Annotated in this window: 29 protein-coding genes; 14 read left to right on the top strand and 15 right to left on the bottom strand. The window is 71.5% G+C overall.

What is annotated here, in order from left to right; genetic code table 11:
• The first annotated feature begins 68 nt into the window (after positions 1-68).
• The 3 genes from ACFYYW_RS35705 to ACFYYW_RS35695 all read left to right on the top strand — a co-directional run bounded on the left by ACFYYW_RS35705 (position 69) and on the right by ACFYYW_RS35695 (position 3360).
• Entirely contained in the window at positions 69-644 is a 576-nt protein-coding gene (locus ACFYYW_RS35705; RefSeq protein WP_352319560.1) for a GNAT family protein, read from the top strand.
• A 24-nt stretch (positions 645-668) separates the two neighbouring features.
• The gene (locus ACFYYW_RS35700) at positions 669-3065 is read left to right on the top strand and encodes a hypothetical protein (RefSeq protein ID WP_387655537.1); all 2397 of its coding nucleotides are present in this window, start codon (positions 669-671) and stop codon (positions 3063-3065) included.
• Between the two features lie 169 nt (positions 3066-3234).
• Positions 3235-3360 carry a hypothetical protein gene (locus ACFYYW_RS35695; RefSeq protein ID WP_352319556.1) on the top strand — a complete coding sequence of 42 codons (126 nt, stop codon included), beginning with the start codon at positions 3235-3237 and terminating at the stop codon, positions 3358-3360.
• 42 nt (positions 3361-3402) lie between these two features.
• Here the strand turns inward: ACFYYW_RS35695 and ACFYYW_RS35690 are convergent, their stop codons facing one another.
• On the bottom strand, positions 3403-3975 hold the full coding sequence (locus ACFYYW_RS35690; RefSeq protein WP_387655534.1) for a TetR/AcrR family transcriptional regulator: 573 nt from the start codon (positions 3973-3975) through the stop codon (positions 3403-3405).
• 82 nt (positions 3976-4057) lie between these two features.
• Between ACFYYW_RS35690 and ACFYYW_RS35685 the strand changes: the two genes are divergently transcribed.
• Complete coding sequence (locus tag ACFYYW_RS35685) at positions 4058-5218, top strand: FAD-dependent monooxygenase (protein WP_387655532.1); 1161 nt, start codon at positions 4058-4060, stop codon at positions 5216-5218.
• Here the strand turns inward: ACFYYW_RS35685 and ACFYYW_RS35680 are convergent.
• The 5 genes from ACFYYW_RS35680 to ACFYYW_RS35660 all read right to left on the bottom strand — a co-directional run bounded on the left by ACFYYW_RS35680 (position 5187) and on the right by ACFYYW_RS35660 (position 10949).
• The gene (locus ACFYYW_RS35680; protein WP_387655529.1) at positions 5187-6161 is read right to left on the bottom strand and encodes a DMT family transporter; all 975 of its coding nucleotides are present in this window, start codon (positions 6159-6161) and stop codon (positions 5187-5189) included. The genes ACFYYW_RS35685 and ACFYYW_RS35680 overlap by 32 nt on opposite strands.
• Positions 6162-6325: 164 nt before the next feature.
• Positions 6326-6700: a VOC family protein gene (locus ACFYYW_RS35675; protein ID WP_352319548.1), complete on the bottom strand. Its 375-nt coding sequence runs from the start codon at positions 6698-6700 to the stop codon at positions 6326-6328.
• Between the two features lie 54 nt (positions 6701-6754).
• A complete protein-coding gene (gene secA2 / locus ACFYYW_RS35670) occupies positions 6755-8905 on the bottom strand; it encodes an accessory Sec system translocase SecA2 (RefSeq protein WP_352319546.1) in 2151 nt (716 codons plus the stop codon).
• Positions 8906-9072: 167 nt separating this feature from the next.
• On the bottom strand, positions 9073-9942 hold the full coding sequence (locus ACFYYW_RS35665; RefSeq protein WP_387655525.1) for a DMT family transporter: 870 nt from the start codon (positions 9940-9942) through the stop codon (positions 9073-9075).
• 191 nt (positions 9943-10133) lie between these two features.
• Positions 10134-10949 (bottom strand): SAM-dependent methyltransferase, encoded by an 816-nt coding sequence (locus ACFYYW_RS35660; RefSeq protein ID WP_387655522.1) that lies wholly within the window; start codon positions 10947-10949, stop codon positions 10134-10136.
• A gap of 133 nt (positions 10950-11082) precedes the next feature.
• On the opposite strand from ACFYYW_RS35660, the gene ACFYYW_RS35655 reads away from it, so the two are divergent.
• A complete protein-coding gene (locus ACFYYW_RS35655; RefSeq protein WP_352319541.1) occupies positions 11083-11427 on the top strand; it encodes a PRC-barrel domain containing protein in 345 nt (114 codons plus the stop codon).
• Positions 11428-11583: 156 nt separating this feature from the next.
• Here ACFYYW_RS35655 and ACFYYW_RS35650 read toward each other — a convergent pair whose 3' ends face one another.
• The gene (locus tag ACFYYW_RS35650) at positions 11584-12135 is read right to left on the bottom strand and encodes a nucleotidyltransferase (protein ID WP_352319540.1); all 552 of its coding nucleotides are present in this window, start codon (positions 12133-12135) and stop codon (positions 11584-11586) included.
• Positions 12136-12286: 151 nt separating this feature from the next.
• Between ACFYYW_RS35650 and ACFYYW_RS35645 the strand changes: the two genes are divergently transcribed.
• A complete protein-coding gene (locus tag ACFYYW_RS35645) occupies positions 12287-12772 on the top strand; it encodes a DUF1360 domain-containing protein (protein ID WP_352319538.1) in 486 nt (161 codons plus the stop codon).
• An 87-nt stretch (positions 12773-12859) separates the two neighbouring features.
• Here the strand turns inward: ACFYYW_RS35645 and ACFYYW_RS35640 are convergent, their stop codons facing one another.
• Positions 12860-13813: a TIGR03557 family F420-dependent LLM class oxidoreductase gene (locus ACFYYW_RS35640; RefSeq protein ID WP_387655518.1), complete on the bottom strand. Its 954-nt coding sequence runs from the start codon at positions 13811-13813 to the stop codon at positions 12860-12862.
• Positions 13814-13884: 71 nt separating this feature from the next.
• Here ACFYYW_RS35640 and ACFYYW_RS35635 point away from each other — a divergent pair, with 71 nt between their 5' ends.
• Both ACFYYW_RS35635 and ACFYYW_RS35630 read left to right on the top strand, forming a co-directional pair.
• A complete protein-coding gene (locus ACFYYW_RS35635) occupies positions 13885-14034 on the top strand; it encodes a GPGG-motif small membrane protein (protein ID WP_165959640.1) in 150 nt (49 codons plus the stop codon).
• 136 nt (positions 14035-14170) lie between these two features.
• Complete coding sequence (locus ACFYYW_RS35630; RefSeq protein WP_387655516.1) at positions 14171-15952, top strand: PP2C family protein-serine/threonine phosphatase; 1782 nt, start codon at positions 14171-14173, stop codon at positions 15950-15952.
• An 11-nt stretch (positions 15953-15963) separates the two neighbouring features.
• Here the strand turns inward: ACFYYW_RS35630 and ACFYYW_RS35625 are convergent, their stop codons facing one another.
• The 3 genes from ACFYYW_RS35625 to ACFYYW_RS35615 are packed head-to-tail and all read right to left on the bottom strand — an operon-like array spanning position 15964 to position 17998.
• Positions 15964-16704 carry a metallophosphoesterase gene (locus ACFYYW_RS35625; RefSeq protein ID WP_352319532.1) on the bottom strand — a complete coding sequence of 247 codons (741 nt, stop codon included), beginning with the start codon at positions 16702-16704 and terminating at the stop codon, positions 15964-15966.
• Entirely contained in the window at positions 16697-16945 is a 249-nt protein-coding gene (locus tag ACFYYW_RS35620) for a BON domain-containing protein (protein ID WP_352319530.1), read from the bottom strand. Before ACFYYW_RS35620 ends, ACFYYW_RS35625 begins: the two co-directional genes overlap by 8 nt.
• Positions 16946-16990: 45 nt before the next feature.
• Entirely contained in the window at positions 16991-17998 is a 1008-nt protein-coding gene (locus ACFYYW_RS35615) for a DNA topoisomerase IB (RefSeq protein ID WP_387655512.1), read from the bottom strand.
• Positions 17999-18052: 54 nt separating this feature from the next.
• Here ACFYYW_RS35615 and ACFYYW_RS35610 point away from each other — a divergent pair, with 54 nt between their 5' ends.
• Together ACFYYW_RS35610 and ACFYYW_RS35605 are read left to right on the top strand one after the other, a co-directional pair.
• Positions 18053-18319, top strand: coding sequence for a hypothetical protein (locus ACFYYW_RS35610; RefSeq protein WP_352319527.1), 267 nt, complete (start codon positions 18053-18055; stop codon positions 18317-18319).
• 8 nt (positions 18320-18327) lie between these two features.
• Entirely contained in the window at positions 18328-19332 is a 1005-nt protein-coding gene (locus ACFYYW_RS35605) for an SDR family oxidoreductase (protein ID WP_352319525.1), read from the top strand.
• A gap of 423 nt (positions 19333-19755) precedes the next feature.
• Here ACFYYW_RS35605 and ACFYYW_RS35600 read toward each other — a convergent pair whose 3' ends face one another.
• Entirely contained in the window at positions 19756-20271 is a 516-nt protein-coding gene (locus ACFYYW_RS35600) for a GNAT family N-acetyltransferase (RefSeq protein WP_387655507.1), read from the bottom strand.
• A gap of 137 nt (positions 20272-20408) precedes the next feature.
• Positions 20409-20816, bottom strand: a complete 408-nt coding sequence (locus ACFYYW_RS35595; RefSeq protein ID WP_387655504.1) for a RidA family protein — start codon at positions 20814-20816, stop codon at positions 20409-20411.
• A gap of 130 nt (positions 20817-20946) precedes the next feature.
• On the opposite strand from ACFYYW_RS35595, the gene ACFYYW_RS35590 reads away from it, so the two are divergent.
• Both ACFYYW_RS35590 and ACFYYW_RS35585 read left to right on the top strand, forming a co-directional pair.
• Positions 20947-21327: a helix-turn-helix domain-containing protein gene (locus tag ACFYYW_RS35590; protein ID WP_352319519.1), complete on the top strand. Its 381-nt coding sequence runs from the start codon at positions 20947-20949 to the stop codon at positions 21325-21327.
• Between the two features lie 125 nt (positions 21328-21452).
• Positions 21453-23279, top strand: a complete 1827-nt coding sequence (locus ACFYYW_RS35585; RefSeq protein ID WP_387655500.1) for a transketolase — start codon at positions 21453-21455, stop codon at positions 23277-23279.
• 5 nt (positions 23280-23284) lie between these two features.
• Here the strand turns inward: ACFYYW_RS35585 and ACFYYW_RS35580 are convergent, their stop codons facing one another.
• Together ACFYYW_RS35580 and ACFYYW_RS35575 are read right to left on the bottom strand one after the other, a co-directional pair.
• Complete coding sequence (locus tag ACFYYW_RS35580; protein ID WP_352319515.1) at positions 23285-23668, bottom strand: ChaB family protein; 384 nt, start codon at positions 23666-23668, stop codon at positions 23285-23287.
• Between the two features lie 13 nt (positions 23669-23681).
• Positions 23682-23963, bottom strand: coding sequence for a hypothetical protein (locus ACFYYW_RS35575; protein ID WP_352319513.1), 282 nt, complete (start codon positions 23961-23963; stop codon positions 23682-23684).
• 38 nt (positions 23964-24001) lie between these two features.
• Between ACFYYW_RS35575 and ACFYYW_RS35570 the strand changes: the two genes are divergently transcribed.
• Entirely contained in the window at positions 24002-24511 is a 510-nt protein-coding gene (locus tag ACFYYW_RS35570; RefSeq protein ID WP_387655496.1) for a shikimate kinase, read from the top strand.
• A 12-nt stretch (positions 24512-24523) separates the two neighbouring features.
• Positions 24524-25078, top strand: coding sequence for a GNAT family protein (locus tag ACFYYW_RS35565; RefSeq protein WP_352319509.1), 555 nt, complete (start codon positions 24524-24526; stop codon positions 25076-25078).
• Positions 25079-25142 lie beyond the last annotated feature (64 nt).

The raw sequence follows: 25142 nt of genomic DNA, 5'->3' as shown, positions 1-25142 counted from the left end.
GGTGGTTCCCCGCAAAAAGGGCCAGGTGGCCGTCAACCTGCGACGGGACCGCCGCCTATCGTGGCGGCATGACCGCCAAGCTGCCCGCGCCCGTGGTGCTGGAGAACGACGTCGTGCGCCTAGAGCCGCTCACCCTGGAACACGTCCCCGACCTGTTCGCCGCCGGCGGCGGGGACGACGAGCTGTGGCGCTGGCTGCCGATCGCCACCCCGCGCACCGAGGAGGACCTGGCCAGGACGGCCCGCGCGCTCATCGGCGACGACCAGCACGTGCCGTTCGCGGTGATCCCCAAGGAGACCGGACGGCCGGGCGGCTGGACGACCTACATCGACGTGCCCGGCTTCGACGACAGCGTCGAGATCGGCTGGACCTGGTACGGCCGCGCCCACTGGCGCACCGCGGTGAACACCAACTGCAAGCTGCTGCTGCTCGACCACGCCTTCGGACTCGGGTTCAACCGGGTCCTGCTCAAGACCGACGTGCTGAACCTGCGCTCCCAGGCCGCCATCCGGCGCATCGGCGGCGTGCACGAGGGAACCCTGCGCCGCCACCGCAGAAGGCCCGACGGCACCTGGCGCGACACGGTCTATTTCGGCATCCTCGAAGAGGAATGGCCGGAGCACCGGGCTCGACTGAACCGCTGAACGGAAGGCGGCATCTAATCCCGCATGACTGATCGGCTGGGAGGCTACTGGCTCGGCGCCCGGCTCGACGGCGGCGGGCGGACCACCGTCCGCGAGGCCTACGACGAGTCGGGCGGTCGCCATGCCCTCCACCTGCCAGGACCGGGCGCGTACGCGACGGTCCCGCAGGTGCGCTCGGTGCACGCGGCGCGACTGGTCGAGGCGTGCCCGCAGGGCGATCCGCCGTACCTGGTCAGCGAGTACATCGAGGGGCCGACGCTGCGCCAGGTCGTCGAGCGGCACGGCCCCTTCGCCGGTGACGACCTCTACCGCCTGGCCGCCGCCACGGCCACCGCGCTGGCCGCGGTGCACGAGGCGGGGGCGGTGCACGGGTCGCTCACGCCCGACAAGATCATCTTAGGCGTCGAGGGGCCGCGCCTGGTGGGGCTGGGGCTGGCCGACTCCGAGGCCGGGCCGGCGGACGACGTCCAGGCGTGGGGGCGCGTCCTGCTGTTCGCCGCGTACGGGCTCACCGAGCGATTAGGCAACGGGGAGCGCCTCGACCGGCTGTTACGCGGCTTGGTCGCCGCCGCGCTCCACGACGACCCCGACCGGCGCCCGGACGCCCGCCACCTGCTCATGTCCCTGCTCGACGCCCCGCAGTCCCAGCTCGGCCGCCTGCTGCCGCCGGAGCCGGTCGACGACCCGCCGCTCGGCGTCCGCGCCGAGGCCATCTACCTCCAGCTCTGCCGGGCGGACCAGGATCTGGTGCCCGAGGTCTTCCTGCGCCTGGTCGGGCTCGACGAGTCCGGCGGCGACACCGTGGCCCCCGCCCTCCGTGACGACCTGGTCGCCGGACGCGCCCCCGACGAGGTGGCCGCGATCGACCGGGTGCTGGAGGCGTACGGGAAGGCCGGGATCCTCACGATCGGCGACGGCGGATCCCTCACGATCACGTACACGGCGTTGCTGCGGGCCTGGCCGCGCCTGCACGAGTGGCTGGACGGCGAGCGGGAAGGCCTGGCCGTGCACCGGGAGCTGGCCAGGGCGGCGCGCGCCTGGGAGGCGGGCGGGCGCCGCGAGTCCGACCTCTACCAGGGCGAACCCCTCGACCAGGCGATGGCGTGGGCGGCCGGCGGGCGGCGGCGGGTCACCCTGAGCCCCGGCGAGCAGACCTTCCTGGACGAGGCCCTCGCGCGGGCCCGCGGCGGCGCGCGCAGGCGGCGGCGGCTCATGGTCGGGCTGCTGTCGGGCCTGTTGTCGGTCGCGCTGCTGGCGGCGCTGCTCGCGGTGTGGCAGCGCGGGGCCGCCGAAGGGCGGCTGGAGCAGGCGATGGCCAGGGTCGCCGCGTCGCGGGCCGAGGCGCTGCGGGTGGCCGACCCGGTGACCGCGCGCCGGCTGAGCCTGGCGGCCTGGCGGCTGGCCCGGGTGCCGCAGGCGCGGCGGGCGCTGACGGCGGCGGCCGCCGACCCGGCCGTGGACGTCTTCACCGACCCGCAGGCCGGGCCGCGCTCGCTGTACGCGATCAGCGACGACGGCTCCCGGCTGGCCGCGCTGACCGACGACACGGTACGCGTCTACGACGTCCCCGGGCACCGGCGGCTGGCCGAGACGGCCGGTCCCGAGCAGAGCGTGCGGGCGATGGCCTGGTCCCCCGACGGGCGCACGCTGGCCCTCGTCGGCGTGGACCGGTCGTACCTGTGGGACACGGCGTCGGGGCAGGGCGTGGGGCCGCCGTTCGGGAGGGGGCTGGGCGCGCCGGGCGAGCAGTCGGCGTGGTTCAGCCCGGGCGGCGGGCTGCTGTTCGCGGCGGCCCGGCAGTCGGGCGAGCGGTGGGCCTGGGACCTGCGGGCCCGCCGGGCGGCCTTCGTCGGCGAGTACGCGGTGGCCGGCCCCGGTGACCGGGTGGCGCTGACGTTCGACGGCCGGCGCTCGGCGATCAGGCGCGGCGACCGCGTCACGCCCGCGCCGTGGCTGGACCGGATGCCGTGGGAGTACACGACGTTCGCGCCGGACGGCGAGCGGGTGGCCATCGCCGAGGAGACCGGCATCCAGATCTACGACCTGGACGGCGTGCCCGTGCTCGGCACCCGGCTGCGGCCCTCCCCCGGCCACCTGCGCTTCAGCCCGGACGGCCGGCTGCTGGCCGGGACGGACAACGACCGGGTGCGGGTGTGGCGCGTCCCCGACCGCGTGCTGCTGGCCGAACGTCAGGTGCCGGTGGGCGGCGCGGACCGGCCGGCGCGGGCGGTGCTGGCCGGCGACGGGCGTACGGCCCGCGTGCTGGCCGCCGGCGGAACGGTGCTCACGCTGGACCTGGCCCGCTCGCCCACGGCCGGCGACCCGGCGTCGGCGGTGTGCGCCCGCTACGGGGGCCTGTCGGCCGCGGACTGGGCCCGGCACCTGCCCGAGGTGCCCTACCGACCGACCTGTCCCGGCTGACGGCGGCTGATCCCGGCTGACCACTGCCGATTCCGGCTGATCACGGCGTTACGCGAATTATTCTCGAATTCGTTGCGTGGATCTTGAACCAACCCCCTTGCCGGGCACGTAACTGTAGTCATACGGTCACCGTGAGCTGTTGGTCGAAGAGAAGGAGAGTTCCCCCCGTATGGGCAGGCATGAGGCACCCCCCAAGGACGAGTCGCCGGAGGCCGAGTCCGGCGCGGCCGACGGCCACCGGGAGCCTCGCGGCAAGCACGCGAGGGACGGCGAGGACACGGGCGGCGAGAAGTAGGCCGCCCGAGGTCACGCACGGCCGACACGGGCGCCGGCGGTCCTATCCGCCGGCGCCCTCGTCACGCAGCATGCCGGTCAGCAGGTCGCGCAGTGCGAGGGTGAGCTCCTCCACGGTGGGCACGGAGCCCGCGCCCGCGATCGCGTCGAACATCAGCCCCTCCCCGAAGGCCACGAGCTGGCGGGCGTGGCGCACCGGGTCCTTCGACCCCAGGGCGGCCAGCATGGCGGGCGCCGGGTCTCGGAAGTGGCGGCTCGCCCGGTTGTAGATCTCGCGCAGTTCGGGACGCCTGGTGGCCTCCAGGGCCAGCTCGTAGCGGGCCAGGGTGCGCCGGCGGTCGTCGAGCTGCACGCGCACCGCCTCGGCCAGCCGGGCGGGCAGGTCGTCGAGCGTGAGCGCCACCGGCTCGTAGGCGATCGCCATGGCCTTCATCTCCAGCTCGGTGAGCCGGGACAGGGTCAGCTCCAGCAGCGCGGCCCGGGTGCGGGCCAGGTTGGACGTGGATCCGGGCGGCAGCCCGGCCGCCTCGTCCACGGCGCGGTGGGTGAGGCCGCGCATGCCGCGCTCGGCCAGCAGGGTGATGGCCGTGTCTGCGACGGCGTCCGCTCGTTTCACGGACCGAATACTACAGGGGTAGTGCGAGCGAACTACAGGTGTAGTACGCTCGCACTACAGACGTAGTAAGCGAGGAGGCGTCATGCCCAAGGCTGTGGTGATCGGTGGCGGCATCGGAGGGCTGGCCTGCGGCGTGGCCCTGCGCCGCAGGGGGTGGGAGGTGAGCGTCCTTGAGCGGGCGGCCGCCGTCGAGCCCGTCGGGTCGGGGCTGGCGGTCGCCGCCAACGCCCTCAAGGCGCTCGACACGCTGGGATTGGGCGACCGGGTGCGCGAGCTGTCCACGGTGGAGGGGCCGCTCGGCGTGCGGCGGGCGGACGGCCGCTGGCTGACGCGCACCACGACCGACCACGCCGACGCCCGGTACGGGGACTCGGTGGTGGTCATGCTGCGGGCGACCCTCATGGACGTGCTCGCCGGCGCGCTGGACCCGGGCGTCCTGCGGCTGGGCGTCACCGTGACGGGCGTGGACGCCGAGCGCGGGATCGTGCGCACGGACGCGGGCGAGATCGAGGCGGACCTCGTCGTGGGCGCCGACGGCATCCGCTCGGCGACCCGGCGGGCGCTCTTCCCCGGCCATCCGGGGCCGGTGTACTCGGGGGTGACGGCGTGGCGGGCGCTCGTCCCGCGGAACGGGCTGGAGATCCCCCGGTCGGAGAGCTGGGGCAGGGGGCTGGTGTTCGGCGTCCACCAGCTCACCGACGACCTGGTCTACCTGTACGCCACCGACCTGTCACCCGCCGGCGCCGCCCACGGGGACGAGCGGGAGGAGCTGCTGCGCAGGTTCGGCGGCTGGCACGAGCCGATCCCGGCGCTGCTGCGGGCCGCCGACCCCGCCCGGATCATCCGCAACGACGTCCACTACCTGAGGACGCCGCTGCCCGCCCTGCACCGGGGCAGGGCGGCGCTGGTGGGCGACGCGGCCCATCCGATGACCCCGAACCTGGGCCAGGGCGCCTGCCAGGCGCTGGAGGACGCCGTGGTGCTCGCGCACCTGGCGGACGGCGACCTGGCCGCCTACACCGCGGCCCGGCTGGCGCGCACGTCGGACGTCGTGCGGCGGTCGATGACGATCTGCCGGGTCACCAAGCTGCGCAACCCGCTCGCGGTACGGCTGCGCGACCTCGCGGTGACCGTGGCGGGCCGGCTCAGCCCGGAGCTGATGCTGCGTTCGATGGACGACGTGCTGGCCTGGCGTCCGCCGGTGGCGGCGGTCACTGACCGGACGCGGGCCGCCGACCGGTGACCGCGCCCTCGGAGGCCGTCTCGGCGGCCGTCCCGGACGTCTTGGACGCCTTGGACGCGGCCTCGGCGGCCACCGTGGCGGAGGTCAGCACCGGGGGGACGGGAGCGGGGGCCGGGGCCGGCTTGGAGTGGTCGGGGGTGAGGCGGCCGAGGGTGATCGTGCCGCCGATGGTCAGCGCCCCGGCCAGCAGGGCGGGGATCGCCGTGGAGGGGCTGGCGGGCAGCGGTTCGCCGAGCAGGATCGCCCCCGCCAGCACCGAGGTGATCGGGTCGATGACCTGGACGCCGGCGTAGGCGATGCCGAAGTAGCCGACCGCGTACGAGCGCTGGAGCAGCACCACCGCGCAGACCAGCAGCACCGGCACGGCCAGCGTGAACCAGTGGATCAGCCGCCCCCAGTCGCCCTCCAGCCCGCCGCCGACCACCCGCACGAACGTCGAGACGCTCGCCGTCACGACGCCGGCGCCCACCGACAGCAGCAGCGCCCGCGCGGGCCCGTGGAAGCGCCGCGCGAGCACCTGCGACACCAGCGCGATCGCCGCGATGACGCCCAGGAAGGCGAGCGCGGCGCCGCTGCTCAGCCGGGGCGTGACGTTGTGCTGGGGCACCAGCAGCATGAGCCAGAGCAGGCCCACGGCCACGGCGATCGAGCCGAGGATCTCCGCCCGGTACGGCCTGCGCCCGTACATGAAGGCGGCCAGCGGCACCGCGAACACCAGGGTGGCCACGCTGATCGGCTGCACGGCCACCAGCGGCGCGAAGCTGAGCGCCACGGCGTGCAGGCACGCCCCGGTGAAGCCGATGACGCCGCCGATCCACCAGCGGGGGCGCCGGACCAGCTTGAGCGAGGCGCCCGCGGCCACGGCCTCGTACTGTTGGAGGGCGGCGCCGAGCGCGTATCCCAGCGCTCCGGCCAGCGCGATGAGCAGTCCGATCCAGGTCATCGGCGCCCACGCAGGGGCAGGGGTCCGTGCAGGAGCATTGCTCCAGCTTAAGAGCCGAGCGGAGCACTACCATCATTCTTTAGGCTGATAAATCGCCCAATTGGGGCTGCCACCTGCAGGAACTTGTGGCTGATCCTTGAGCCCCCGCGGGGGCGTCGCGGGGCCTACGATTGCTCGGGCACCACGCAGAACAGGTGGCCCTCCGGGTCCTGCAGCACGATCCAGCGCGTGCCCTCCTCGGTGACGCCCGGCTGGAACTCCGGCTTGACCGCCCCGAGCGCGGTGTACTCCTCGACCGCCTTGTCCAGGTCGGGCACGCGGAAGTCGAGATGGAACTTCTTGTCGGCGCTGGGCCACTCGCCCGGCTTGTAACCGGGGACCCGGCCGAAGTAGATGTTCGTGGAGCCGTCACCGATCGCCGCGTACTCCTCCTCCGAGTACTGGATCTCGAAGCCGGTCACCTCGTGGTAGAAGGCGGCCAGCTTCCGGGGGTCGTCGCAGTCGATGGTGAAGGCGATGAGCTTGGCTTTCGTCGTCATGCGTCCATTCTGTCGGGCGTACCTGTCATCTTCTGTCAGGTACGCCCGGCGGGTTCAGCCGCGGCGCGTGGCGGCGGTCACCCGCTTGAGGATCCGGTCCCATTCCGTGCCGAACGGGTTGTCCTGCACCAGGTACGTCCAGGTGGCCGACGGGCGCTTGAGGTCGGGCTCGGGGGCCTCGAACGACTCCAGCGAGCGGCGTTCGACCTCGGCCTGCAGCGCCTTGTACTCGGCCACGGCCTCCCGCTGGAACTCGTCGACCGGGCTCATCCGGCCCAGCGCGCGCAGGTGGATGCCCTCGCGCAGGTCGTTGAGGAAGGCCAGGTGCTCGGTCCAGCAGGTGTCGATGGCGTGCAGGACGATCTGGCGGGCCGTCTCGTCCCTGGTGTCCTCGGGCAGCTCGGCCCAGCGCTCGGGGTCGGCCTCGGCCAGCGCCTTGGCCGCGGCGTCGCCGTGCAGGACCTTGTCGCGCCATTCGAGGATCAGCTCACGCTGGTGTTCGAGCAGGCGGGTGTAGCGCCAGGTGTTGCGGTGGATCTCCAGGTTGACGCCCTCGGCCACCCGCTGGGCGTGGCCCACGATGTACGCGCCGCGCCGGTGGCGCACCAGGCCGTCGGGGTCGGGGGCGGGCGGGCGCTCGTCGGGGACGAACTGGGTGATCAGGTCGTCGGTCATGCTGACGAAGAAGACCGAGCCGCCCGGGTCGCCCTGGCGGCCGGCCCGGCCGCGGAGCTGGTCGTCGAGGCGGCTGCTGGCGTGGCGGCCGGAGCCGATCACGTAGAGGCCGCCGAGCTCGGCCACGCCCTCGCCGAGCCGGATGTCGGTGCCGCGACCGGCCATCTGGGTGGAGACGGTGATCGCGCCGCGCTCGCCCGCCCTGGAGATGATCGTGGCCTCTTCGGCGTCGTTCTTGGCGTTGAGGACGACCGGTTCCATGCCGCGGCGCTGCAGCAGCTTGGCGAGGTTCTCCGACTCGGCCACGTCGAGGGTGCCGATGAGGATCGGCCGGCCCGTCTCGTGCACCTCCTGGATCTCCTCGACCAGCGCGGCGTCCTTGTCGGGGACGGTCGGGTAGATGCGGTCGGGCTCGTCCTGGCGCACGCACGGCCGGTTGGACGGGATGACCGCGACCTTGAGGCCGTAGAACTCGCCGAGCTGCTCGTTGACCGCGACGGCGGTGCCCGTCATGCCGCAGATCTGCGGGTAGCGGCGGATCAGCCCCTGGACGGTGATCGAGTCGAGGATCTCGCCCTTCTCGCTCGGCGGCAGCGCCTCCTTGGCCTCCACGGCCGCCTGCAGCCCGTCGGGCCAGCGCTGCAGCAGCGCCACCCGGCCGCGCGAGGGGTTGATCAGCTGCACCCTGCCGTCGCGCACGATGTAGTCGACGTCGCGGGCGAGCAGCGCGTGGGCGTGCAGGGCGAGGTTGAGCTCGATGAGGGTGCCGGGCTCGTGCTCGTCGTAGAGCTCGACGCCGAGGATGTTCTCGACGCTGTCGGCGCCCTTGGGGGTGAGGTAGACGTTGCGCGCCTGCTCGTCGATCTCGTAGTGGTAGCCGCGGACGAGCGTGCGCACCAGCGCCGCCATCTCCGGCACCGCGCTGCCGGGGTCGGCCGCGCCGGCCATCACCAGCGGCACCCGCGCCTCGTCGACCAGCACGGAGTCGGCCTCGTCGATCAGCGCCACCTCGGGCGCGGGCACCACGATCTCGGCCGGGTCGGTGCGCAGCCGGTCGCGCAGCACGTCGAAGCCGATCTCGCTGACCGGCCCGTACGTGACGTCCTTGGCGTAGGCGGCGCGGCGCTCCTCCGGGGTGGAGTTCTGGTCGATCCAGCCCACGCTGACGCCGAGCGCCTCGTAGAGCGGGCCCATCCACTCGGCGTCGCGCCTGGCCAGGTAGTCGTTGACGGACATCACGTGGACGCGCTTGCCCTGCAACGCGTAGCCGGCGGCGGCCATGGCGCCCGACAGGGTCTTGCCCTCGCCGGTCGCCATCTCCGCCACCTTGCCGTCGAGCAGGGCGAGCGTGCCCAGCAACTGAACGTCGTACGGCCGGAGCCCGAGGGTGCGGTCGGCGGCCTCACGCACGACGGCGCAGAACTCGGCCAGATCGTCCATGGCCGGCGTCGGCAGCTCGTCGAGCTTCCCGACGCGGCCGGCGCGCTCTTCGGCCGCCTTGACGATCTTCAGATAGGGGCTCAGGTTCACGCCGCCTGGACGATCCAGGAGGTTTCTGAATATTCCCTTTATCGAGGCCACAGTTCCTCCAACGCACTTTTCGCCGGCGCCGTTCCGTTATGCCGAAATGAGAGAACGGAGCGACGATACGGCAAGCGTCGCCGTACCGGACCTTAACTCATCACGGGCCCTGGACCTCACATCTCCGTTTCCGCTTTCAGCGCGAGAACGGCGACCGCGGCGAGCAGGAGCGCGCACCCGCACCAGGCGAGCGGGGTCAGCCGCTCGCCGAACAGCAGGACGCCGATCAGCGCCGCCCCGGCCGCCTCGCCCAGCGAGATGATCGAGACCGTGGTGGCCGGCAACGCGGTGAGCGCGCGGAAGAACAGGCCGTAGGCCAGGGCGGTGGGCACCGCGCCCAGGTAGAGCAGCAGCGCCACCGACGACAGGCTCAGCTCGGGCAGCACGCCCGCCGGGAGGGCGAAGGGCGCCAGGCAGGCCGCCCCGACCACGAAACCGCCGACCGCGGCGGCCTGCGGGTCGGCCGCCCTGTGGTGGCGGGAGAAGAGTGTCACGCCGGCGTACCCGGCGGCCGAGAGCAGGGCGTACCCGATGCCGGACAGAGAGCGGGCCTGGACGACGGACTCCCAGGTGAGCAGGACGAGCCCGACCGGCGCGGCGGCCAGCGCGGCACGGGCGACCGGGCCGAGCGGCTCGCGCAGCAGCAGCCGCCCGCCGAGGGCGGTGATGATCGGCGTGGCGCCCATGGTCACGACCGTCGCGACCGCCACGCCGGACCCGGCGATGGCCGCGAAGTACGCGGTCTGGTAGACGGCCATGCCGGCCCCGATCGGCAGCACGTGCCAGGTGAGCCGGCGCGGACGCGCCGCGCGGCGGGTGAGCGCGAGCAGGAAGGCGGCGCCGAGCAGGTAGCGCCAGAGCGAGACGCCGACGGGGCCGAGGTGGCCCGACTCGAACAGCAGCGCGCCGGCGGCGCCGCCGGTGCCCCAGGCCGTGGCGGCCACGGAGACGTAGACGGCGCCACGGCGGGCGGAGACAGGGGTCATGACAGGAGTTCTCCGGATGGAGTGGTCGGAATGGGCCCGTATGCGGGCAGCAACCACCCCCGGATCGCTCAGACCCGGAGAATCCTGAGACGCCGCCGCCCGCTAGAGGGCCGGCGGCGGGGAGCAGACGAGGAATCGACGCGGCATGGGCGCCACCCTAGCCGTCCCTCCGCCGCGAAAGCACCCGGGTTTCACGGCTTGCGGGCCACGCCTCCCAGCAGCAGCTCTTCCCAGGGGGCCAGCGGGCCGGGCAGCCGCTCGTCGGGGTGCCACTCGGGGAAGTGCACCACCCCGGGCTCGACCAGCACGAGACCGTCGAAGTACGCCTCGATCGCCGCGCGCTCGCGGAAGTGGCCGGTGCCCATCGTGGCCTGGAGCAGCGCCTCCAGCGCCTTGGCCTTGGGGTTGCCGGAGGCCAGCATGTTGGAGACGGCCAGGTGGCTGCCGGGGGCGAGTTCGGCGACGTACCGCCGGACCAGGCCGTGGGGGTCGTCGGCGTCGGGGAACAGGTGCAGCAGCCCGATGGCCAGCAGGGCCGTGGGCTGGTCGAGGTCGATCAGGCGGCCCAGCTCGGGGTGGCCGAGCACGGCGTCGACGTCGCGGGCGTCGGCGGTGATCGCGGTGGCGTGGGGGTTGCCGCTCAGGATGGCGCGGGCGTGCGGCTCGACCATGGGGTCGATGTCCACGTAGACGACCCGGGTACGGGGGTCGGCGAACTGGGCGACCTCGTGGGTGTTCTCGATGGTCGGCAGCCCGGCGCCGAGGTCGACGATCTGCCTGATGCCCGCCTCGCGGACGAGGAAGTCGACGACCCGGCCGATGAAGGCCCGGTTGCACCAGACGAGGTCGACCACCTCGGGCACGGCGTCCTTGAGCCGGCGCGCCACCGAGCGGTCGACGGAGAAGTTCTCCACGCCGCCGAGCAGGCAGTCGTGCACGCGGGCCACGCTGGGACGCGTGACGTCGACGCCCGGAGGGGCCCACTCCTGCGCCTCGCCGACGGTCATCCGGCCCCCTTTCCAGTCCGTGACGCGGATCGTAGCCGCCGCCACCGACGCTTTGTTGGAGGTTTACCGGAGTCTGTCCGGGTAGCGGAGGTCTTGCCCGAGAAAAGACGGAAGAAGAGAGGAAGAGAGCCCGATGGAGCTCTGGAACTATCGTCCTGACGTCTATGACCGCGGCCAGAGCCTGGATCTCGTGGGGTACCACGTCCAGGCGACCGACGGGAAGATCGGGTCCGTCGACGAGGCGACGTACGAGGTCGGCGAGAGTTACATCATCGTCGACACCGGTCCCTGGATCTTCGGCAAGAAGGTCATGCTGCCGGCGCAGGTCGTCACGCGCATCGACCCTCAGGAGCGCAACGTGCACGTCGCGCGCACCAAGGCCGAGATCAAGGACGCGCCCGAGTTCGACGAGGGCAGGTACAAGGAGCCCGAGTACCGCACGCGGCTGGGTGACTACTACGGCCGCTACGGCGGGTGACCCTCGCAGTCTGTCCTAGAGGGAGGGCCGCGTCCGATCAGGGCGCGGCCCTCCGCCCGTTCCGGGCCTTTCTGGGCTTTTCTGGGCCTTTCCGGGCTTTTCAGGGCCGCCGGGTCAGGGGCGCGGGGTCAGGGGCGCGGGGTCAGGGGCGCGGGGTCACGGCCACCGGCTTTCGCCGCTGGCCACCACCGGCTCGCTCAGCACGCCCAGCCGCTCCAGCAGCGTCACGAACGTCGTCGCGTACGGCGAGTCGGCCACCACCGCCACCACCCGCGGCCAGTCCACCTGCTCGCGCAGCGCCCGCACCTGGGCCAGCAGGGAGCCGTAGTCGCAGGCGTGCTCCGACAGCGGCAGCAGCCAGGAGATGACGAGGTCGGTGGCCTCCAGCACGGGCACGATCACCGCCGACGCCTTCAGCGGCTCGGCCCGGTCCAGCAGTTCCTCGGTGATCTCATGGTCGGAGACGCGGAAGATCAGATCGACCAGCCGGCCCTCGTCGTACGCCTTGACCAGCCAGTCCTCCGGCGGTTTGGCGGTCTCGAAGCCCAGCCCGCGCAGGGCTTCCAGGGCGGCGGGCACGTCATGCTCGGTGAGCACGAAGTCGACGTCGTGCAAGGAGGGGGCGGCGCCTCTCGCATAGGCCGCGCAGCCGCCGGCCAGCGCGAACTTCACCCCGGCGTCCTTCAGCCCGGAGCTCGCGCGCTTCAATGTGTCAAGGATGGCGTCAGTGACCGCATGACCATGGCTGCTCATGGTTCCGGGCTACCCTCACGATCGTCATGTAGACGTTGGGAACAGCCCAAGAGACACCCCGAGGGACGGCGCGTAGAGGCAGGGGTTGAGGGTAGCGCCACACCCTATGACCGACATGCTGGAGAAGACGGAACGCGCCTACGGCAACGGGCATGATCGTCCGCTGGGCGGCTACCTGGGCATCCTCGCCACGTACGGCGCAGGGGTGGCCGGGGCGGCGGCGGCCGCGGTGCTCACCAAGCGGAAGCTGCCCGAACGGGTCGGCGTCCTCGACATCGCGCTCATGGCGGCCTGCACGCACAAGGTCTCCCGGCGCCTGGCCAAGGACCCGGTCATGAGCCCCCTGCGGGCGCCCTTCACCAGGTACGAGGGCCAGGGCGGCCCCTCCGAGGTCCAGGAGGAGCCGCGCGGGCCGATGGGCGAGCTGCTGGCCTGCCCGTTCTGCCTGGCCCAGTGGGCGGCCACCGCGTACGCCGTCGGCCTGGTCTTCGCCCCCAGGGTGACCAGGCTCGTCGGCGCCACGATGACCGCGGTGGCCATCTCCGACTGGCTGCAGCTCGGGTACGCCAAGCTGATGAAGTCGGCCGACTAGCTGTCAGCGCCCCCTCGGGCACGTCCAGCCGACGAAGCCGGCCGGTCAGCGCACCCTCGGGCACGTCGAGCCGACGAAGCCGGCCGGTCAGCGCACTCTCGGGAGCACCTCGCGTTCGTAGAAGTCGAAGAACGCGTCCTGCTCCGTGCCGATCTGGTTGACATAGACCTCGTCGAAGCCAGCGTCCACGTACTCCTTGAGCGCCCGCGCGTGGACCTCGGGGTCGGGGCCGACCGGGCTGCCGCCCACGGCCTCGTCCTCGGTGACCGACTCGGCGAGCTGCTCGAAGTGGCGGGGCAGCGGCAGGATCTGCGACGCCTCCCCCTTGATCCCCTGCGTGGGCCACAGGCGGTGGACGGTCCTGCGCGCGGTGGCCTCGTCGGCGGCGTAGCAGGCCTTCAGGCCGCCGAGCGCCGGTTTGCCCGCGCCGCCCGCCTCGCGGAACCGTGTGACGGACTCGGCGTCCGGCGCGGTGGAGATGTAGCCGTCGGCCAGCCGGCCGGCCAGCGTCGTGGACTTCTCGCCGAACCCCGACATCAGGATGGGCACCGGCTCGTCGGGCAGCGTGTAGAGCCGGGCGGTGTCCACGCGGTAGTGGGCGCCCCGGTGGGTCACCAGCTTGCCGGTGAACAGCTCGCGCATCAGCCCGACGGCCTCTTCGAGCATCTCCAGGCGCTCGCTGAGCGGGGGCCAGCGCGACTCGACGACGTGCTCGTTCAGCGCCTCGCCGGTGCCCACGCCGAGCCGGAAACGTCCGCCGGTGAGCGCCCCGGTGGTGGCGGCGGCCTGCGCGACGACGACCGGGTGCGTACGGATGAGGGGACAGGTGACGGCCGTGGTGATGGGCAGGGAGGTCGCCTCGGCCACCGCGCCGATCACCGACCAGACGAAGGGCGCCTGGCCCTGCTCGTCCAGCCAGGGGTGGAAGTGGTCGGAGATCCACAGAGCCTCGAAACCGGCGCGTTCGGCGGCCTTGGCCTGACGTACCAGTTCTTTGGGTGCGTGTTCCTCGCACGACAAGAAATAGCCGAATGTCGTCATGGATCACCACCTGCCCGTTACGGCGGAGGAAAACATGTTAAGGAGTCGCGCGTGGGGGCAGTTGCAGTCACATGGCTACTTTGCTTTGGATCATCGCCGTCATCCTCGTCATCTCCGGGATCTACGTGATTCTGGCCCGTCGCGACCTCCTCTGGGGGATCGTGCTCATCGTCCTCGGCTTCCTCGTGGGCCCGGGCGGGGTCAGCATCTTCAATGTGTAGGGCGCACGCCGCCCCGCACTCCGTCCGTGACAACCCGCTGGGCCGAACCTCGAGAACGGCCCAGCGGACCCCATAGTTTTGCCGAAATAACAGCACCACCAGCCCTCAATCCCGATTGATCGGGCATGGGGAGCGAGTGAGCAGATTTCCGCCGTTCAGCCGCTTCGAGATGAACGCGGCTTCGGCACGGGTCCGTGAGCAACTTGTTCACGTACGCCGCCACCTGCGTACCCAGGCCATCCTCGACGAGGCCACGGCCCGCCTGGCCACCCGGCTCAACATCCGCCCAGGCGAGGCCGCCGAGCAACTCGCCAGGATGGCCCAGCACAGCGGTCTGGATCTCATCGAGGTCGCCAAGGGCATCGAACGGCCGTCCGAGCAGGTGCTCGAACGGCCCGAGGTGCCCGAGTGGGTACGCGGCATGCTGGCGGGCGTGCACGCCTCGGCCCTCTTCCTCACCCCCGTCCACGACGACGCGGGCCGCGTCGTGGACTTCCTCGTCCTGGCCGCGAACAAGCACGCCAGGACCCCCGCCGGACGCACGGCCGACGACCTGGTCGGCCGCCGCCTGCTGTCGGTCAGCCCCGGCGTGGCCAGTTCGGGCCTGCTGGACGACTACATCGCCGTGTACGAGTCGGGCGAGTCCCTGCACCACATGCCGCTGGAGTTCGTCGAGGCCATGGACTACCGGCTGTGGCCGGCGACCCTGGCCGTGCGCGCCGCGCGCGTGGACGAGGGCCTGCTGGTGAGCTGGCGCATCCTCGACGACGAGGAGCTGCTGGTCTCCGGCTGGGAACGCGCCCAACGTCTGGCCGAGCTGGGCTGGGGCGAGTGGAACCTGGCGACCGAGCGCACCCTGTGGACGCCGCAGATGTACGAGATGTTCGGCCGCGCCCGCGCCGACGGCCCGATGCCGCTGGAGGAGCTGCCCGGCGTGGTGGTCGCCGAGGACCTCCCCGTCATGGACGAGCAGATGCGCACGCTGCTGGAGTTCCGCGAGGCCGTGGAGAACGAGTTCCGCATCCAGCACCGGCACGGCGTGCGCCACCTGTGCGTCTACAGCGAGCCGCTCCTCGACGGGGACGGCGTGCCGGTCAAGGTCCGGTGCCTGGTCCAGGACGTCACCAAGAACCGCCGCAGGGAACGCGCGCTGGCCGTGGCGCACGAGCAGGCGACCAAGGAGAAGGAACGGGCCGAGCAGGAGCACCGGATCACCGTCCAGCTGCAGAACACGATCCTGCCGATCCGCCGGGGCCTCATCCCGCTGCCGGGGCTCGCCGTCGGCGTGCGCTACCTGCCGAGCGAGGATCTGGCCAGGCTGGGCGGCGACTGGTTCAAGGCCCGGCTGATCACCGACGGCCGCGTGCTGCTGGCCATCGGCGACGCCATGGGCCACGGCCTGACCGCCGCGAGCATCATGCTGCAGATGCGCTCGGGGCTGGCCGGCCTGGCCTACACCGGCGCTCCCGCCGGTCAGCTCGCCACCTGGCTGAACGACCTCATCGTGCACTCCAACGAGGACGTCACCGTCACCGGCACCGCGATCATCGGCCACTTCGACCCCGAGCGCCGCACGTTCGCCTGGACCAACGCCGGGCACCTCGCGCCCGTCCTGATCAGGGACGGGCGCGGGCAGGCCATCGACGGGATCACCGGCACGCTGCTCGGGGCGTTCGACGCGGCCGAGTACGACATGACCGTCACCCAGCTCGAACCCGGCGACACCCTGGTCCTGTACACCGACGGCGTCGTGGAGCGGCGCGGGCAGGACCTGGACGCCGGCATCGCCGCGCTCCTGCGGGCCTCGCGCTCGTGCGTGGGGGACGATCCCGAGCAGATGATCGACTGCCTGCTGCGGCGGCTCGGCGCCGACGAGTCCACCGACGACGTGTGCGTGATCGCCGCACGCGTGTTGTGACGCCCTCGGGGTCAGTCGTCGTAGTTGTTGCCCGGCTCCTCCAGGCAGTAGACGCCGTACGCCCTGCCGAGGACGGGCAGGGCGACGTTGCGCACCCGGATGCCGCCCGAGGTCATGCCCTTCTCCGTGCCCTTGTGGGCGTGCCCGTGCAGGATGAGGTCGGCGCCCGCCGTGTCCACCGCCTCGGCCAGCAGGTAGCTGCCGAGGAAGGGGTAGATCTCCAGCGGCTCGCCCTCCAGCGTCTCCTTGATCGGGGAGTAGTGGGACAGCACCACGCGCTGGTCGGCCACGAGCTCCTTCAGCGCGACCTTCCACGCCTCGGCGATGTAGCGCGTGTGGGAGATGAAGTTCTTGATCTCGCGCTCGCCGAACTCGCTGGCGCTCTTGCCGGCGAACCCGCCGCCGAACCCCTTGCCGCCGACCACGCCCAGCTTCCGGTCACCGCACTGGATCACCGCGCCGTCGTCGTCGAGCACGATGACGCCGGCGTCGCGCAGCTCGGCGGCGATCTCGTACTGCAGGTCGGAGTGGTAGTCGTGGTTGCCCAGGACCGCCACGGTGGGGATGGGCAGGTCGCGCAGCTCGTCGGCCACGACCCGGCCCTCCTCCAGCGTGCCGTGCCGGGTGAGGTCTCCCGCGACCATGAACACGTCGGCACGTTCCTCGATGCCCTCAAGCCTGCGCCGGTACTGGCCTCTGACGTCCTCGCCCAGGTGGATGTCGCCCACCGCCGCGATTCGCAGGTCAGTCAAGATGCTCATCCTCCCCCGGCGCCGAGACGTCGACCACGCGTATCTCGTTGTGCAGGTGCAGCTGGGGCGCGATCTCCCGCGCCACCTGGCCGAGCCTGTCGCGCTGCTCGGCTCCGCTCACCTGACCACGCAGGAACAACTGGTCGCCGCGGACGTCGACCTTGATGCCCAGCTCGTGCGTGCGTCCGTCTTCGGCCAGCGCCTGTTGGACGCGGGCCGCGACGTACTGCGGAGCTTCCATCGCTTGCCTCCTTCTATTGTCGCCGCATGCCCGGGGATTAACGGCTCAAACGGCGCGAATAAGGTCTATAACGGCCCGTTCCACCGTCCCGTGGGTGGCGAGCTGCCCGTAATCGGCGTCCGCCCCGAGTTCGGTGAGGGCCGCGGCGATCGTCCTGTCCTGGTCGTACGCCTCCACCACCCGCGGGTCCACGTACGACGCCCGCGCCACGGTCGGCGTGTTGCCCAGGTACTCGGCCACCTCCCGCATCACCCGGGTGACCGCCCGCTTCCTGGCGGTGCCGTTCCCCCGGGCGTGCTTGGAGACCGCCAGGCCCACGGCGGCCAGGACGGTCGCGTGCCAGGTGCGGAAGTCCTTGGCGGTGACCTCGCAGCCGACCAGTTCGCGCAGGTAGTCGTTGATGTCCTCGCTCCTGACATCGCCCCAGCCGCCTTCCGGGCGGCGGTAGCGGAGCAGCTCGCCCTCCGCGCCGAGCGCCTTGAGCGACCGCAGCACCGTGCAGGCTCCGGGATCGGCCACCACGACCTCGCGGGAGATGTCGCCCTTGGCCTGGTAGGCGCAGGTCACAACGCCGTTGCTGCAGGTCACGTGCTCCATGCGCAGGGTGGCCAGGCCGTAGGTGTCGTAACTCTCGCCGCCGATCCTGAAGAAGCCGACGTCCAGCAGGCGGGCGGCGGCGGCCAGCACCCGGTTGCTGGTCAGGCCGCGGCCCTTGAGGCGGTCGTCCACGGCCTTGCGGAACGCGGGCAGGCGCTCGGCCACCTCCAGCACGTGGTCGAACTTCGCCTTGTCCTGCTGCTCGCGCCAGAGGTCGTGGTAGCGGTACTGCCGGCGTCCGGCCGCGTCCACGCCGACGGCCTGGAGGTGGCCGTACGGGGACGGGCAGATCCACACGTCCTTCCACGCCGGGGGGATGACGAGCGACCTGATGCGCTCCAGCGTCGCCTTGTCGCGCACCGGCCGCCCGTCCGGTCCTTCGTAGCTGAACCCGCGCCCGCGACGGCGCCTGACGATCCCCGGCTCACTCTGGTCACTGGGATGTAGCTCGGGCACGCAGGGCGGCTACCCAGCACGTTAGGCAGCAAACAGGACGGGCAGGTGAGCGGCATGCCTGAGAACACGGATGACGGTAGATGGCACGAAGAGGGTGACCGGAAAGGCCACCCCATGGTGCCCGCCACACCGCGCGACGTGGTGCACATCAGGGTGGGATCGTTCATTCTGGTGTTCCTCTTCGCGTTCACGGTGCTGGGACTCATAGCAGGCGCGCCGGTGATGGCAGGGATCGCGATCGTGTTGTTCATCATCACGATCGTCGACATCGCCCTGGCGATCCGGCGGCAGAAGGACCGAAACACGGGAGAGGCAGGCTGACAACCGACATGGCATCCCTTCGAGGACGCGTGGTAGTGGTGACGGGCGCGAGCGGCGGGGTCGGACGGGCGGTGGTGCGCGAGCTGGGCGCTCGCGGCGCGCGGGTGGCCCTGATCGCCCGCGGCACGGCGGGCCTGGGTGCGGCCGCCGTGGACGTGGGAACCGCGGGCGGGGACGCGAAGGTCTACGAGGCGGACGTGGCCGAGTACGAGCAGGTGAAGGCGGCGGCGGAACGCGTCGAGGCGGAGATGGGACCGATCTCGGCCTGGATCAACACCGCCTTTTCCTCAGTCTTCGCCAAGTTCACCGATATTTCGCCAGATGAGTACGCTCGTACCACTTCGGTGACGTACCTCGGCTACGTGTGGGGCACCAAGGTCGCCCTCGACCTCATGGGCCCCCGCAACGCCGGAACCATCGTCCAGGTCGGCTCGGCCCTGAGCCATCGCGGCATCCCCCTCCAGTCGGCGTACTGCGGGGCCAAGCACGCCATCAAGGGCTTCACCGAGTCGCTGCGCACCGAGCTCCTGGCCGACCGGAGCGGCATCGACGTCACGCTGGTCCAGCTCCCCGCGGTCAACACCCCTCAGTTCGAGTGGGTCCTGTCCAAGCTGCGGCGGCACCCCCAGCCCGTACCCCCGATCTACCAGCCGGAGGTCGCGGCGCGCGCCATCGTGTACGCCGCCGAGCACCCCGGACGCAAGGAATACTGGGTGGGCGCCAGCACCGCGGCCACCCTCATGGCCCAGCGCGTCGCCCCCGCCCTCGTGGACCGGTACCTCGCCAGGACCGGCATCCAGTCCCAGCAGACGGACGAGAAGCAGCCGAGCGGGGTGTCGAACCTCTGGGAGCCGGCCGACGACGACAAGGACTACGGCGCGCACGGCACGTTCGACCGGCGCTCACACGGTCACAGCCCGCAGGTGTGGCTCTCCCAGCACCGGCGCGCGGTGCTGCTGGCGGCGGGGGGTGTGGCCGCGGCGGCCGCGGCGGCCCGCCGGTTCACCCGCTGACCGACGCCCGTTGCCCCTGACCGGGCGACGGCCCTTCTTCCCTGGCCCCCGCCCGGCACCTGGCTATCGGGCGGGCCGCGGGAGCCCACCCGGGATGCTCGCTGCGCTCGCCATGGTCACCCGTTCCGGACCCGGTTACCGGCTGGGCCGCGGGATGCTCGCTACGCTCGCCATGGTCACCCGCCCGACACCCGGTTACCGGCTGGGCAACGGGAGCCCATCCCGGGCTGGGCCTCACATGACTTCCCATACCGAGGCAAGGCCCCTTGCCAGCGCCCATCCTCGGCAGCGGACCCACTGATCCCCACCAGCCATCCCGAAGGTCACCGACTCGGCAGCAGGAGCGTTTCCCGATCACTACGTTGTCCGAAGTCGCAGCTCTCGGCTTCAGACGGCCGCCCGAACCGATCAAGACAGTTGGGCTCAGCGTCCCGGCAAGGCTCGTTCCAGCTCGATCAAGGCCAGCGCGGGCCCCTCCTCGAACTCGTGGTCGTGCGTCCTGCCGGTCTCGGTGAAGCCGTTCTTGGCGTAGAAACGACAGGCCTGGGCGGAGTCCCGGATCGTCCACAGGTGCACGTCGTCGTACCCGGCGTCGCGTGCCGCGTCCAGGACGGCCGTCAGCAGAACGCCGGCGATGCCGCTGCCCCAGACGTCCGGATGGGCGAAGAAGGTATAGATCTCCGCGGAGCCGGGACGGGAGGTGGAGGCCCCGAACCGGGCGAAGGCCCCGGGCCGCTCGTTGAGGCGCGCCAGGAGGATCGAGTCCCCGCCCTCGGCCAGGATGCCGTGCCACTTGCCGCGCCGCTCCTCGATCCCGGCCGCGGCGACCTTCGGCGCGCACAGCGGGCCGTGCGAGACACCCCAGGACAGGGCGTGAATCTCGCCGAGGACGTCCCCGTCACCGGGTTGCGCGGGCTGAACCGTGATCACGTCAGGCATGACTCAGACACTACTGTTCGCCACCGTTGGCGCCCCCGCCGGGGGACGAGGGTTCGACCTGCCGGCCCGCAGAGCACAACTGAGAAGTGGGTTTTCAACGACGTTTCTCAGTTGGGCTCAGTACAGCGCGCGTTCCCTTACGGGAGGATCGCGGTGGCTTCGACCTCGACCAGGTGGGCCGGGACGGACAGGGCCGCCACGCCGAGCAGGGTTGCCGGTGGGGTCGCCGTCGTGCCCAGTTTCGCCTTCGCCCGGGAGATGCCGTCCAGGAGCGCGGGCATCTTGTCGGGGGTCCAGTCCACGACGTGGACGGTCAGTTTCGCCACGTCGTCGAACGACCCGCCGGCCCCCGCGACGGCGGTGGCGACGTTGAGGTAGCACTGTTCGACCTGCGCGGCGAGGTCGCCCGCGCCGACGGTGGCGCCCTCGGCGTCCCAGGAGACCTGGCCGGCGACGAAGACCAGCCTCGTGCCCGACGCGACCGCCGTCTGGTGGTAGACGTCGATCTCGGGCAGGCCCTCGGAGTTCAGCAGGGTGACGGGCATGGTGTGGGCCTCCTGACGGGGGCGGCCGGGATGCGTGCGGCCGCCCAAGACTCTCTTGTGGTTACTGGGGAACTGTAGGAGAGTGTCCGCTGACGTGGAAGAACGCACTTTTCAGTGACTGGGGAACCTCATGGTGACCAAGCAGTTCAAGGGCTCGGCCGGCGAGGCGGACCTGAGGCGGGCCGACTCCCTGGCGCGGGAGATCTTCACGGACGTCGCCAACAAGTGGGCGTTCCTGATCATCGAGGCCATCGGCGAGGGCACCCTGCGGTTCGGCGAGCTGCGCGACCAGGTGGAGGGCATCAGCCACAAGATGCTCACCCAGAATCTGCGCATGCTGGAGCGCAACGGGCTGGTCGAGCGGACCGTGTATCCCACCGTGCCGCCGCGGGTGGAGTACACCCTCACCGAGCCGGGACGGGCCCTGCGCGCGACGGTCGACGCGATGTGCGCGTGGACGCAGCGTCACCTCGGCGACATCGAGGCCGCCCGCCGCCGCTTCGACGCCTGACACCGGCCGCGGACCGCCCACGCGCGGGAGGTTTCAACTGCCGACAAATGGGGTCAGGTGACGTCAGGCCCGAGTTAAGCGCCGCCCAGGGGGTAGGCGGCGTGAAACTCACGAGGAGGGTCTTGATGCCTGAACGCGATCTCCAGTACTTGACCGAACTGGCCGCGCAGCTGCGCGTCGACTCCGTACGCGCCGCCGCGGCGGCCGGTTCCGGGCACCCCACCTCGTCGATGTCGGCGGCGGACCTGATGGCCGTGCTGTTCGCCTGTCACCTCAGGTACGACTTCGACCGCCCCGACAACCCCGGCAACGACCACCTGATCTTCTCCAAGGGCCACGCCTCCCCCCTTCTCTACTCGCTCTACAAGGCGGCGAAGGTCATCGACGACGAGGAGCTGCTGTCGTTCCGGCGCCGGGGAAGCCGGCTGGAGGGGCACCCCACCCCCCGGCTGCCCTGGGTGGACGTCGCGACCGGCTCGCTCGGTCAGGGACTGCCGGTGGGCGTGGGCGTGGCCATGGCGGGACGGCTGGAACGGCTGCCGTACCGGGTGTGGGTGCTGTGCGGTGACAGTGAGCTGGCCGAGGGGTCCATCTGGGAGGCGGCCGAGCACGCCGGGGCCGAGGGGCTGGCCAACCTGGTCGTGATCGTGGACGTGAACCGGCTGGGGCAACGCGGCCCGACCCGGCACGGATGGGACACGGGGGCGTACGCGCGCCGGTTCGGCGCCTTCGGCTGGCACACGATCGAGATCGACGGCCACGACCCCGGCCAGATCGACTTCGCGCTGGGCGACGCCTGCAACACCCGCCGGCGTCCCACCGTGATCCTGGCCAAGACGCGCAAGGGCGAGGGGGTCGTCGAGGTCGAGAACCGGGAGGGCGCGCACGGCAAGGCGCTCAAGGACCCCGACAAGGCCATCGACGAGCTGGGCGGGCCGCGCAGCGTCCATGTGGACGTGCACCGTCCGGAGGGCGAGGCCGAGCCGTTCCACTTCGACCCGCGCCCGGCGACGTTGCCGGAGTACGAGGTCGGCTCGAAGACGGCGACCAGGGCGGCGTTCGGCGCGGCGCTGACGGCGCTCGGCGCGGCCCGCGGCGACGTGGTGGCGCTGGACGGCGAGGTGGCCGACTCCACCAAGACCGAGGAGTTCGGCCAGGCGTTCCCCGAGCGCTTCTTCGAGATGTACATCGCCGAGCAGCAGCTGGTGGCGGCGGCCGTCGGCCTGTCGGTGCGCGGCTGGACCCCGTACGCGGCCACCTTCGCGGCGTTCCTGACCAGGGCGCACGACTTCATCAGGATGGCCGGCGTGAGCCAGGCGTCGATCCGGCTGGTCGGCTCGCACGCCGGCGTCTCGATCGGCGAGGACGGCCCCTCGCAGATGGGCCTGGAGGACCTGGCCATGATGCGGGCCGTGTACGGCAGCACGGTGCTGTACCCGTGCGACGCCAACCAGGCGGCGGCGCTGACCGTCGAGCTGGCGGACGTGTCAGGGGTGTCCTACCTGCGCACCACCCGCGGCGAGACGCCGGTCATCTACCCGCCCGGCGAACGTTTCCCGGTGGGCGGCTCGCGGGTGCTGCGGCGCTCGCCCGACGACCGGGCCACGATCGTGGCGGCCGGGATCACGGTGCACGAGGCGCTGGCCGCGGCCGACGAGCTGGCGGCGGCCGGCATGCCGGTCGGCGTGATCGACCTGTACTCGGTCAAGCCGGTGGACGCGGCGGTGCTGGTGGAGGCCGCCACGACGACGGGCAACCTGATCACGGTCGAGGATCACCGGCCGGAGGGCGGGCTCGGCGACGCCGTGCTGGACGCCGTCAGCGAGCTCGGCCCGCGGGTGGTGAAGCTCGCCGTGACCGGGTTGCCCGGGTCGGCGACGCCTGAGGAACAGCTCGCGGACGCCCGCATAGACCGCCACGCGATTGCCGAGGCGGTCAAGCGGTTGTTGTGAAGGAACTAGCGGGCTTTCGCCGTGGCCTTCCTGTTGGCCTTCTTGATGGCGTCCACCAGCTCCTTCTTGGTCATCCTGGATCGGCCGCGCACCCCGAGCCTGGACGCCACGCCCTGCAAGTGCTCCTTGCTGGCGTTGGCGTCCACGCCCTCGTCGGTCCTGCCGGAGCGGTCGGTCGCGCCCTTGTCGGACGGTCCCTTCTGCCCCTTGGGCTCCCAGTGGTCTCCGACCTTCTCGAAGGAGTGCTTGAGTGCGGCGAACGCGGTCATGTGCGCTCGCCGCCCCTCTCCGTACTCCTTCACGGCGGAGTCGTGCGCCTTGATCCACGTGTTCTGTGCCTTCTTCGGCGAACGCTTGATGGTCGACGGCAGCTCGTCAACGGCTGGCATGTCGATTCACCTCCTACAGCGGCGGCTCGTCGTAGTGGCGGCGCTCCTCGTACACCGTGGTCCTGCGGGTCTCCGGCTCCTCGTAGATCTCGTGCCGGTGAACCGGCTCGTCGATCGGGCCGACCGCCCTGCGGGTGACGCTGATCCGGTAGATGCCGAACAGCAGCCCCGCCAGGCCACCGAGCATGAGGATGACGCCGACGACGTTGATGTCGAGGCCGGCGAGGTCGAACTCGACGGCCCACGTGAGGATCGCACCGAGCATGATGAGGATGATGCTTCCGGCGATGGTCATCAGATTTACCTCCTTGACACGAAGGAACCTCTATCCACATGTCGAAAAACAAACCAGTCGTGGTGATCGGGCTGATGGGATCGGGTAAGACGACCGCGGGCCGCCTCCTCGCCACCGCGCTGGGGATGCCGTTCACGGACAGCGACCCGTTCCTGGAGAAGGAGCACGGCGGCACGGCGGCGCAGATCGCCGTCCGCGAAGGGGCCGAGGCGCTGCACCGGTACGAGGCCGAGCACGTGCTGGCGGCGCTGGCGGGCGAGCCGAAGGTGATCGCGGCGGCGGCCAGCACCGTGGAGGACCCCCGGGTGCGCGAGGCGCTGCGCGAGGCGTTCGTGGTCTGGGTGGACGCCGCCGACGCCGTCCTGGCCCGGCGCATGAGCTCGGGCGCGCACCGTCCCGAGTTCCAGCCGGCCGCGATGCGGGCCCGGCGCGAGGACTACTTCCGGCAGGTGGCGGACCTGACGTGCGACGTCGGCGTGCTGACCCCCGAGGAGGTGCGCGACGCGGCCCTGCGGAAAATGGGTTTGCCCGCCGATGAGCAGGACTGATACCCAGAGGGGATGTTCGCCGAGAAACCCACTTTGACGGGTGAGCGCGTCAGGTTGCTCCCCGTCGGCCCCGAGCACGTCGAGGGCCTGATCACGTTGATCAGCGATCCGGAGGTGCAGCGGCTGACGGGCTCGCACGGCGAGGTCGACCACGAGGTGGCCCGCCAGTGGTACAGCACGAGGGGCGAGCACGCCGACCGGCTCGACCTGGCCATCATGGCCGGCGACGAGTACGTCGGCGAGGTCGTGCTCAACGAGCTCGACCGGCACAACCTGTCGTGCAACCTGCGCATCGCGCTGATCGGCGCCCGGGTCTTCGGCAGGGGCTACGGCACCGAGGCGATCGAGCTGGTCCTCGACCACGCCTTCGCCACCACGCCGCTGCACCGCATCGGCCTCGGCGTCTTCGCCTTCAACGACCGGGCGCGGCACGTCTACAAGAGGATCGGGTTCGTGGAGGAGGGCGTGCAGCGCGACACCCTGCTGTGGGAGGGCGAGTGGCACGACTCCGTGACGATGTCGGTGCTGCGGCCGGAGTGGCAGTCAAGATCCAGAAGCCTGGCATAATGATCATGACGCATGGGTCCCCCGAGGCGCGCGGGGGACCTGTGGTCGTTCACCGACAACCAAC

The organism is Nonomuraea sp. NPDC001831, from assembly GCF_042892035.1.
GTDB lineage: Bacteria > Actinomycetota > Actinomycetes > Streptosporangiales > Streptosporangiaceae > Nonomuraea.
This window is presented reverse-complemented; position numbering and strand designations above follow the sequence as displayed.

What these genes read in the sequence shown, in the direction of transcription:
- ACFYYW_RS35640 (WP_387655518.1), bottom strand. Translation starts at nt 13,813, where the DNA reads ATGACGACATTCGGCTATTTCTTGTCGTGCGAGGAACACGCACCCAAA.
- ACFYYW_RS35610 (WP_352319527.1), top strand. Translation starts at nt 18,053, where the DNA reads ATGCCTGAGAACACGGATGACGGTAGATGGCACGAAGAGGGTGACCGG.
- ACFYYW_RS35570 (WP_387655496.1), top strand. Translation starts at nt 24,002, where the DNA reads ATGTCGAAAAACAAACCAGTCGTGGTGATCGGGCTGATGGGATCGGGT.
- ACFYYW_RS35700 (WP_387655537.1), top strand. Translation starts at nt 669, where the DNA reads ATGACTGATCGGCTGGGAGGCTACTGGCTCGGCGCCCGGCTCGACGGC.
- ACFYYW_RS35695 (WP_352319556.1), top strand. Translation starts at nt 3,235, where the DNA reads ATGGGCAGGCATGAGGCACCCCCCAAGGACGAGTCGCCGGAGGCCGAG.
- ACFYYW_RS35635 (WP_165959640.1), top strand. Translation starts at nt 13,885, where the DNA reads ATGGCTACTTTGCTTTGGATCATCGCCGTCATCCTCGTCATCTCCGGG.
- ACFYYW_RS35665 (WP_387655525.1), bottom strand. Translation starts at nt 9,942, where the DNA reads ATGACCCCTGTCTCCGCCCGCCGTGGCGCCGTCTACGTCTCCGTGGCC.
- ACFYYW_RS35645 (WP_352319538.1), top strand. Translation starts at nt 12,287, where the DNA reads ATGACCGACATGCTGGAGAAGACGGAACGCGCCTACGGCAACGGGCAT.
- ACFYYW_RS35620 (WP_352319530.1), bottom strand. Translation starts at nt 16,945, where the DNA reads ATGGAAGCTCCGCAGTACGTCGCGGCCCGCGTCCAACAGGCGCTGGCC.
- ACFYYW_RS35585 (WP_387655500.1), top strand. Translation starts at nt 21,453, where the DNA reads ATGCCTGAACGCGATCTCCAGTACTTGACCGAACTGGCCGCGCAGCTG.
- ACFYYW_RS35660 (WP_387655522.1), bottom strand. Translation starts at nt 10,949, where the DNA reads ATGACCGTCGGCGAGGCGCAGGAGTGGGCCCCTCCGGGCGTCGACGTC.
- ACFYYW_RS35680 (WP_387655529.1), bottom strand. Translation starts at nt 6,161, where the DNA reads ATGACCTGGATCGGACTGCTCATCGCGCTGGCCGGAGCGCTGGGATAC.
- ACFYYW_RS35590 (WP_352319519.1), top strand. Translation starts at nt 20,947, where the DNA reads ATGGTGACCAAGCAGTTCAAGGGCTCGGCCGGCGAGGCGGACCTGAGG.
- ACFYYW_RS35595 (WP_387655504.1), bottom strand. Translation starts at nt 20,816, where the DNA reads ATGCCCGTCACCCTGCTGAACTCCGAGGGCCTGCCCGAGATCGACGTC.
- ACFYYW_RS35580 (WP_352319515.1), bottom strand. Translation starts at nt 23,668, where the DNA reads ATGCCAGCCGTTGACGAGCTGCCGTCGACCATCAAGCGTTCGCCGAAG.
- ACFYYW_RS35675 (WP_352319548.1), bottom strand. Translation starts at nt 6,700, where the DNA reads ATGACGACGAAAGCCAAGCTCATCGCCTTCACCATCGACTGCGACGAC.
- ACFYYW_RS35685 (WP_387655532.1), top strand. Translation starts at nt 4,058, where the DNA reads ATGCCCAAGGCTGTGGTGATCGGTGGCGGCATCGGAGGGCTGGCCTGC.
- ACFYYW_RS35705 (WP_352319560.1), top strand. Translation starts at nt 69, where the DNA reads ATGACCGCCAAGCTGCCCGCGCCCGTGGTGCTGGAGAACGACGTCGTG.
- ACFYYW_RS35655 (WP_352319541.1), top strand. Translation starts at nt 11,083, where the DNA reads ATGGAGCTCTGGAACTATCGTCCTGACGTCTATGACCGCGGCCAGAGC.
- ACFYYW_RS35565 (WP_352319509.1), top strand. Translation starts at nt 24,524, where the DNA reads ATGTTCGCCGAGAAACCCACTTTGACGGGTGAGCGCGTCAGGTTGCTC.
- ACFYYW_RS35575 (WP_352319513.1), bottom strand. Translation starts at nt 23,963, where the DNA reads ATGACCATCGCCGGAAGCATCATCCTCATCATGCTCGGTGCGATCCTC.
- ACFYYW_RS35605 (WP_352319525.1), top strand. Translation starts at nt 18,328, where the DNA reads ATGGCATCCCTTCGAGGACGCGTGGTAGTGGTGACGGGCGCGAGCGGC.
- ACFYYW_RS35600 (WP_387655507.1), bottom strand. Translation starts at nt 20,271, where the DNA reads ATGCCTGACGTGATCACGGTTCAGCCCGCGCAACCCGGTGACGGGGAC.